The organism is Thiospirillum jenense (assembly GCF_014145225.1).
Taxonomy (GTDB): domain Bacteria; phylum Pseudomonadota; class Gammaproteobacteria; order Chromatiales; family Chromatiaceae; genus Thiospirillum; species Thiospirillum jenense.
This window is the reverse complement of record NZ_JABVCQ010000028.1, coordinates 36,744-44,553: the sequence shown is the minus strand read 5'-3', so window position 1 is coordinate 44,553 and position 7,810 is coordinate 36,744. Positions and strand designations below refer to the sequence as shown.

Below are 7,810 nucleotides of genomic sequence, written 5' to 3'. Positions count from 1 at the left end.
CACAGGCAAGATAATTGCGCCATTCGGCAATGTCATTTGCTGCAAGAGAACCTGCATTAGCCACAAAATTGTTCTGGCAATTGGCAACATCATAGCTCCCGACATACGCGGCGACATTAGTCTTATTCGCCCGCATTGCATCCGTAATGGCATAGGACAGATTCGCCGCTTGGGTGCGCTGCGCCGAACCCGTATTGAGTTTTAATGACGTAGCACTCAAGGCCGCCAACCCTAATAACCCAATGGACAGCACCAGCGCGGCAACCAGCACTTCAATTAAGGTAAACCCGCGTTGTCTATTGATTAAATTCATAGTACACACTCCGCACCATGTTTTTCCTCACTAAAAATTCTACCTACTCTATTAACTGTAATTTTGCGGCATGATTCTGATTCTGCTGATTGTTGAATAATCAAAGAAGCCATAGTACTGCTAGTTGTTTTACCACTTGATGCAAAACTAATTTGGTTTATTAGGACGCCATTACCGGCTATCGTTGCCTGTCCCGCCTCTAATTGCCCCACTTTAATCAGTTCACCAGTATCAACACTGCCGTTATTGTTATCATCAACAAATATCAACCAACCCGTTTCCCAATTACCATCGGTGGTACAGGTTGGATTAGTCGCGGTCACATTCGCCGATTTACACACCGTCACCGTCTTACCGCGTGTCACCGCCTCCGAGCGCGCCATGCGAAATGTACCTAATAATTGATTGGTCACAGCAGCGGTACGATTTTGCTGCATCATTTGTTGAAAACTCGGCACGGCAATAGACATCAGAATCGCGGCAATGGCAACCGTGATGATCATCTCAATTAACGTAAACCCCGCGCTGCGCCGCCTCGGTAATAAATAAAAGCGGCAGTTGTTATTGTCCACAACACGACAGAATAATTGCACAGGCACACCTCGACCATGATGGGTTTAATTAATTATCATCTTTCTTTGAATAAAGGTTAGCAGAGCGGCTGGCAGTTAGGTGATAATAACCGACGAACGGTAGCAATTACCCGATAAACGGTTATTGGTGCGCTGGATGACAATCGCGGCGCATTGCCGGTCAATCATTGTGTGACGGTCAGGTGAATTATTGTTTTTAGCCGGAATGGAATGAAATAGATTCAGTGGGATGAGGCGGTCACAGCAATTGCATAGCGTTATTGCTTGCCAGCGGTGCGCGGTTTGCACCAGTATTTTCACCAGACAAACAAAAACGGCTCAGATCACAAGACCTAAGCCGTTGAAAACATTGGAGCTGGTGGACGGATTTGAACCGACGACCTACTGATTACAAATCAGTTGCTCTACCGACTGAGCTACACCAGCGCGTGAGACATAAAAATACCCCGAATGCACGTCCAACACAACTGCCCTGCGCCAGCGGCAAGTGTGACCGGTTGCTCACAACCCACCCGCCCGCGCTATGATGGGCGCCTCGCAATCTGTGCCGGTGTGAAATGACTACTGAGGCGACATTGACGCATGACCACTTTTGAACATCCCATTTACGCCCTGCTGCGCGAACGCATTTTAATACTCGACGGTGCAATGGGCACTATGATTCAACGCCACCGCTTGGCTGAAAACGACTATCGCGGCCGACAATTCCAACACTGGCCGCGTGATCTCAAAGGCAATAATGATTTATTAAGTATCACCCGCCCCGATGTCATTACCGCCATTCACACCGCCTATTTAGATGTCGGCGCTGACATCATTGAAACCAATACGTTTAACGGCAATCGCTTATCGCAAGCCGACTACGGGTTAGAACATCACACCGTTGAAATCGTCACCGCCGCCGCCAAACTCGCCCGCGCCGCCGCCGATGCCTACACCGCCCGCACCCCCGATCAACCGCGCTTTGTCGCCGGCGTCCTCGGCCCGACGGGCAAAACCGCCAGCATCTCCCCCGATGTCAACGATCCTGGCGCCCGCAACGTGCATTTCGACGAACTGGTGGCCGTGTACGAAGAATCCACCCACGCCCTGCTCGACGCCGGGGTAGATTTACTCCTAATCGAGACCATTTTCGACACGTTAAACGCCAAAGCCGCCATTTTCGCCGTCGAACACGTTTTCGCCCTCACCAATCAGCAAGTCCCGCTCATGCTCTCCGGCACCATCACCGACGCCTCCGGTCGCACCTTATCCGGTCAAACATTAGAGGCGTTTTACAACAGTATCCGCCACGCCCGCCCGTTGAGCATCGGTCTCAACTGCGCCCTCGGCCCCGCCGCGCTGCGCCCGCATGTCGAGGAACTCTCCCGCCTGAGCGAATTTTTTACCAGCGCCCACCCCAACGCCGGGCTGCCCAACGAGCTGGGCGAATACGACTTGACACCCCGCGACATGGCCGCCCAAATCGGCGAATGGGCAGAATCGGGCTTTGTCAACATCGTCGGCGGTTGCTGCGGCAGTACGCCTGACCACATCCGCGCCATCGCCCTGACCGTCGCCGGCTACCCACCACGCCGCCCGCCGCCACCCGATCACCGCCTGCGGCTGGCGGGATTGGAGGCATTCAATGTCTGAACATCTATTACCCGTCACCCCGCCCGCCACCACCAATTTATTTATTAACATTGGCGAACGGACAAATATCACCGGCTCGGCACAATTCAAACGGTTAATTCTCAATGGTGACTTTGATGCCGCGCTCGCTGTTGCCCGGCAACAGGTCATTAATGGCGCGCAAATTATTGATATTAACATGGACGAAGCGATGCTCGATTCGCAAGCGGCCATGGTGCGTTTTTTACAGTTAATTGCCGCCGAACCCGATATTGCCCGCGTGCCAATCATGTTGGATTCATCCAAATGGTCGGTATTAGAAGCGGGTTTAAAATGCGTCCAGGGCAAGTGCATTGTTAATTCGATTAGCTTAAAAGAAGGCGAAGTCCCCTTTTGTTATCACGCCCGTTTAATTAAACGCTACGGCGCCGCAGCCGTTGTCATGGCATTTGATGAACAGGGGCAAGCCGATAGCGCCGAACGCAAATTTGCAATCTGCCAACGCGCTTATCGTTTATTAGTTGACCAAGTCCAATTCCCGCCCGAAGATATTATTTTTGATCCCAACGTATTCGCCGTCGCCACTGGCATTGATGAACACGCCAATTACGCGGTGGATTTCATTACCGCTACCCACCGCATTAAAGCTGAATTACCCTACGCCCGCATCTCCGGCGGCATTTCTAATGTCAGTTTTGCATTGCGCGGCAATAACACCGTGCGCGAAGCCATGCACGCCGTCTTTTTATATCACGCGGTGCGCGCTGGATTAGACATGGGTATTGTCAATGCCGGTCAATTGGCGATTTATGATGACGTGCCATTGGAATTACGCATTGCCGTTGAAGATGTCATTCTCAATCGCCGCGCCGATGCCACCGAACGGTTATTAACCATTGCACCGCGTTATCAGGGCAGCGGGGCGGCAATTGAAAATCAACAAGATTTGAGCTGGCGCGAAGCACCCGTTGCAAAACGCTTGGAATACGCGCTCATTAAAGGCATCACCGAATTCATTATTCAAGACACCGAAGAAGCGCGCATTCAATTCGGCGCACCCATTCGCGTGATTGAAGGGCCGTTAATGGCCGGGATGAATGTCGTTGGCGATCTATTCGGTGAAGGCAAGATGTTTTTACCGCAAGTGGTTAAATCAGCGCGGGTAATGAAACAAGCCGTCGCCTATTTAGAACCCTTTTTAGCCACCGAGCGGGCGGTTGGTCATACGCAAGGGCGGATTTTATTAGCAACCGTCAAGGGTGATGTGCATGATATTGGTAAAAACATCGTCGGCGTAGTATTGCAATGCAATAATTATGAAGTGATTGATTTAGGCGTAATGGTGTCAGCCGAACGCATTTTAACTGAAGCCCGCGCTGTCAATGCCGATTTAATTGGTTTGTCCGGGTTAATTACGCCGTCATTAGATGAAATGGTGCATGTGGCGAAAGAAATGCAGCGGCAAGGCTTTACCGTACCATTATTGATTGGTGGTGCCACGACCTCAAAATTGCATACCGCTGTGAAAATAGCGCCGCAATACACGCAACCGGTGGTTTATGTTAAAGATGCGTCGCGGGCGGTCGGGGTTGCCAGCAAATTATTATCTGCCGAACAGCGGGGGAATTACATTGCCGAATTAAATACCGAATACGCCGCCACCCGCCGCCGCCGTGCCGAACAGAATGAAGCGCGGGATTTAATTCCATTGACACAGGCGCAAGCCAATCGTCAAGTCATTGATTGGCAACGCACGCCGCCCGTGCCGCCCGCCGAATTGGGCATACAGGTATTGAATAAAATCCCGTTAAACGAAATTGCGCAACACATTGATTGGACGTTCTTTTTTCATGCGTGGCAATTGCCGGGACAATTCCCGCGTATTCTGGATGATCCCGAAAAAGGTATTGAAGCGCGGCGCTTATTTGCCGATGCGCAAGCGATGCTTAAACGGATTGTGAACGAACGTTGGTTACAAGCGCGGGCGGTGATTGGGTTATTTCCCGCCAATGCAGTGGGTGATGACATCGTCGTTTTTAATGATGAAACGCGCCAAACACCATTAGCCACTTTTCATTGTTTGCGCAAACAAATGAAACAACCCGCCGGCCGTGCGAATGATTGCCTTGCCGATTTTATTGCACCATTAGATAGCGGCATTCCCGATTATCTCGGTGGATTTGCCTGCACGGCGGGCGCGGGAATTGATGCACACGTTGCCCGCTTTGAAGCCGCGCATGATGATTATTCCGCTTTGCTATTAAAAGCATTGGCAGATCGTTTAGCCGAGGCGCTGGCAGAATATTTGCACCACCGCGTCCGCACTCGTCATTGGGGCTATGCCGCTGATGAAACCCTAACCAATGAAGAATTAATTGCAGAAAAGTATTGCGGTATTCGCCCAGCCATTGGTTATCCGGCCTGCCCCGATCATAGTGAAAAAGACACTTTATGGCATTGGTTGAATGCAGAACAACACACGGCTATTTGGTTAACCGAATCAAAAGCCATGGTGCCAACTGCCGCGGTGAGTGGATTATATTTTGCTCATCCTGACAGTCATTATTTCGCTGTCGGTAAAATCAACCGCGATCAAGTAGCGGCCTATGCTAAACGCAAAGGGATTTTAATCAGTCAAGCGGAACGGTGGTTAGCACCCAATTTGGCGTATGATTTGGAATGAAAAATTAAGCAAACCACTATTCAACTGCATCGCATATTTGAATTGAGGAGGCCGCTATGGATCGCCAACAAGCCGCAAAGTTTATGCTTGATTGTTTGCGCATGATGATGGCGCGCAATGGGTCGGATTTATTTATTAGCGCTGGCTTTCCACCCGCCTGTAAAATAGATGGTAAATTGACGCCATTGACGGAACATGCACTCAAAGCGGAGCAAACCAGTATTCTGGTGCGCTCGATTATGAATGATTATCAATTAAAAGAATTCGACGCCACAAAAGAATGCAATTTCGCCGTTAGCCCGCAGGGAATTGGTCGGTTTCGCGTCAATGCGTTTGTGCAACAAGGGCGTTCTGGCGTGGTATTGCGCACCATTCCAACCAAAATTCCTGATCTGGATGAAATGAAATTACCGCCGGTCTTAAAAGACTTGGTATTAACAAAACGCGGCTTGATTTTATTAGTCGGTGGCACTGGCTCGGGTAAATCAACCACATTAGCGGCCATGCTTGGCTATCGCAATGCTAATACACATGGGCATATTATCACCATTGAAGACCCGGTCGAATTCGTCCATGAACACCGCAATTGTTTAATCACTCAACGTGAGGTTGGGGTGGATACGGCGTCATGGGAAATCGCATTGATTAACACGTTACGCCAAGCGCCGAATGTCATTTTAATTGGCGAAATTCGTGCGCGTGAGACAATGGAACATGCCATTAACTTTTCCGAAACCGGCCATTTATGTTTATCAACCTTACATGCGAATAATGCCAATCAGGCGCTGGATCGTATTATTAACCTGTTCCCGGAAGAGCGCCGCCCGCAATTGTTAATGGATTTATCACTCAATTTGAAATCCGTGATTTCGCAGCGGTTGTTACCAAAAGTTGGCGGTGGACGGGTGGCAGCAATTGAAATTATGATTAATTCGCCGTTGATCCAAGATTTAATTTTCAAGGGCAAGGTGCATGAGATTAAAGCAATTATGAAACGCTCAAAGGAAAGCGGAATGCAAACCTTTGATATGGCGCTGTTTGATCTCTACGAAGCGGGGTTAATTACGCTGGAAGATGGGTTGCGTAATGCCGATTCAATGAATGAATTGCGGCTGCGCGTTAAATTAGAAAGTTCCGAAGCAGAAGGCGATGTATTGGGTGATGCACAAGGTTTGGCATTAGTTGGCGATAGTCAACCGCCGTCTATCCCATTGATATTTGGAAAAGCAGGCGGGGCAAGCACCACGACCGATAGTCAATTTGAGTTGGATAACTTCGATTTAGCTGAAGCCTCGTTTGATCTTGATTCTGAACCAAATAAATCGTCTTGAATCTCATGGTAGCAGTGTGAAGCATTTGTATAGTGAAAAGTCGTGTGCTTGCGCTGTTCTAATCGTTCCAGCAATATACGCTTCGGTACACATCATTTCGCAACCACGCAGAGAGTTTTAATAGGAAAAGTTTATGGCCAGTGATGATAAAAATAAACAGCCAATTATTGTTAAAAAGATCGTTAAAGGCGGCGGTCATCATGGTGGCGCTTGGAAAATTGCATTTGCTGACTTTGCGACTGCCATGATGGCGTTCTTTATGTTGTTGTGGATTATGGGGTCTACGACCAAAGAACAAAAAGCGGCCATTTCTGAATACTTTAGAAATCCCTCTGCATTTGTTGGGCGCAGTCATTCGGCGTCACAAGCACAAGGTGATGGCACCGGTGCGCGGCCGTCAATTATGAGTTTTTCGGGGGCGGTTGATATGGCGCCGGAAACACCGAATACGGCAATTCTTAATGAAGAGCAGGCTGAACAAGTATTAGCAGCCCGCGATCAAGAACGGTTGGAAGAATTAAACGATCAAATTCAAGAAGCAACCAATAAGAATATGGCATTGCAGTCATTTAAAGATCAGTTGTTAATTGATATTGTGCCGGAAGGTTTGCGCATTCAAATTGTAGACAAAGAAAATCGCCCGATGTTTGATTTGGGGAGTGCGCAATTAAAAGATTATACGGAGCAAATTCTCAAAGAATTAGCGGTCTTGATTAACAAGGTGCCAAATCATATTAGCTTGACTGGGCATACGGATGCGCGGCCGTTGTTAATTCAGAATTATAGCAATTGGGAATTATCAACAGATCGGGCAAATGCTGCACGGCGGGCGTTAATTGCGGGTGGGATGCAGGGTGATAAAATTGGGCGGGTGGTCGGTTTTTCTGACACTATTCCATTCGATAAAACGAATTTAAATAACCCAATTAACCGGCGTATTTCAATTATTGTGATGAATAAACGTACTGAGGATGCGATGTATCGGGAGGCGGCGGTCTTGGATAAAGCGCCTGATATGATTCCAACGCCGGAGATTCAGGTTGCGCCCCCGCCGCTATCAGCGCCTACGCAACCATAATCATTCAAACAGTTATTGATTACCTGTTGCCATTGTCACGTTGTGATGTTCTCCCCCCGCTTTGGGGGGTTGCCACATAGTATTCAATAAACTGTGCTTTGCTTAACATAGTTGAGGAATTCTCATCTACAGAGAACCATTTTGACAGTGCAGAATCTGTCGTTATCCTAAGACTGGGTGGCATGTATTTTATGGCGA

The 7,810-nt window shown here is 48.8% G+C and carries 4 protein-coding genes, 1 tRNA gene and 1 pseudogene; 3 read left to right on the top strand and 3 right to left on the bottom strand.

The genetic code is table 11. The features are described 5' to 3' along the window. From pilV to HUK38_RS11765, 3 genes are all read right to left on the bottom strand, one after another. A partial coding sequence (gene pilV, locus HUK38_RS11775) for a type IV pilus modification protein PilV (RefSeq protein ID WP_182584522.1) occupies positions 1-313 on the bottom strand: 313 nt, incomplete at its 3' end. Continuing rightward, positions 310-885, bottom strand: coding sequence for a GspH/FimT family pseudopilin (locus HUK38_RS11770; protein WP_338065414.1), 576 nt, complete (start codon positions 883-885; stop codon positions 310-312). The genes HUK38_RS11770 and pilV, both read right to left, overlap by 4 nt. Positions 886-1,256: 371 nt before the next feature. After that, positions 1,257-1,332: transfer RNA gene (locus HUK38_RS11765), tRNA-Thr, on the bottom strand. 156 nt (positions 1,333-1,488) lie between these two features. Here HUK38_RS11765 and metH point away from each other — a divergent pair. From metH to motB, 3 genes and pseudogenes are all read left to right on the top strand, one after another. Further along, a pseudogene (metH, locus tag HUK38_RS11755) lies at positions 1,489-5,203 on the top strand (methionine synthase). Between the two features lie 56 nt (positions 5,204-5,259). Beyond that, positions 5,260-6,534 carry a PilT/PilU family type 4a pilus ATPase gene (locus HUK38_RS11750; RefSeq protein WP_182584519.1) on the top strand — a complete coding sequence of 425 codons (1,275 nt, stop codon included), beginning with the start codon at positions 5,260-5,262 and terminating at the stop codon, positions 6,532-6,534. Between the two features lie 133 nt (positions 6,535-6,667). Further along, positions 6,668-7,612, top strand: coding sequence for a flagellar motor protein MotB (motB, locus tag HUK38_RS11745; RefSeq protein WP_182584518.1), 945 nt, complete (start codon positions 6,668-6,670; stop codon positions 7,610-7,612). Positions 7,613-7,810: the final 198 nt, after the last annotated feature.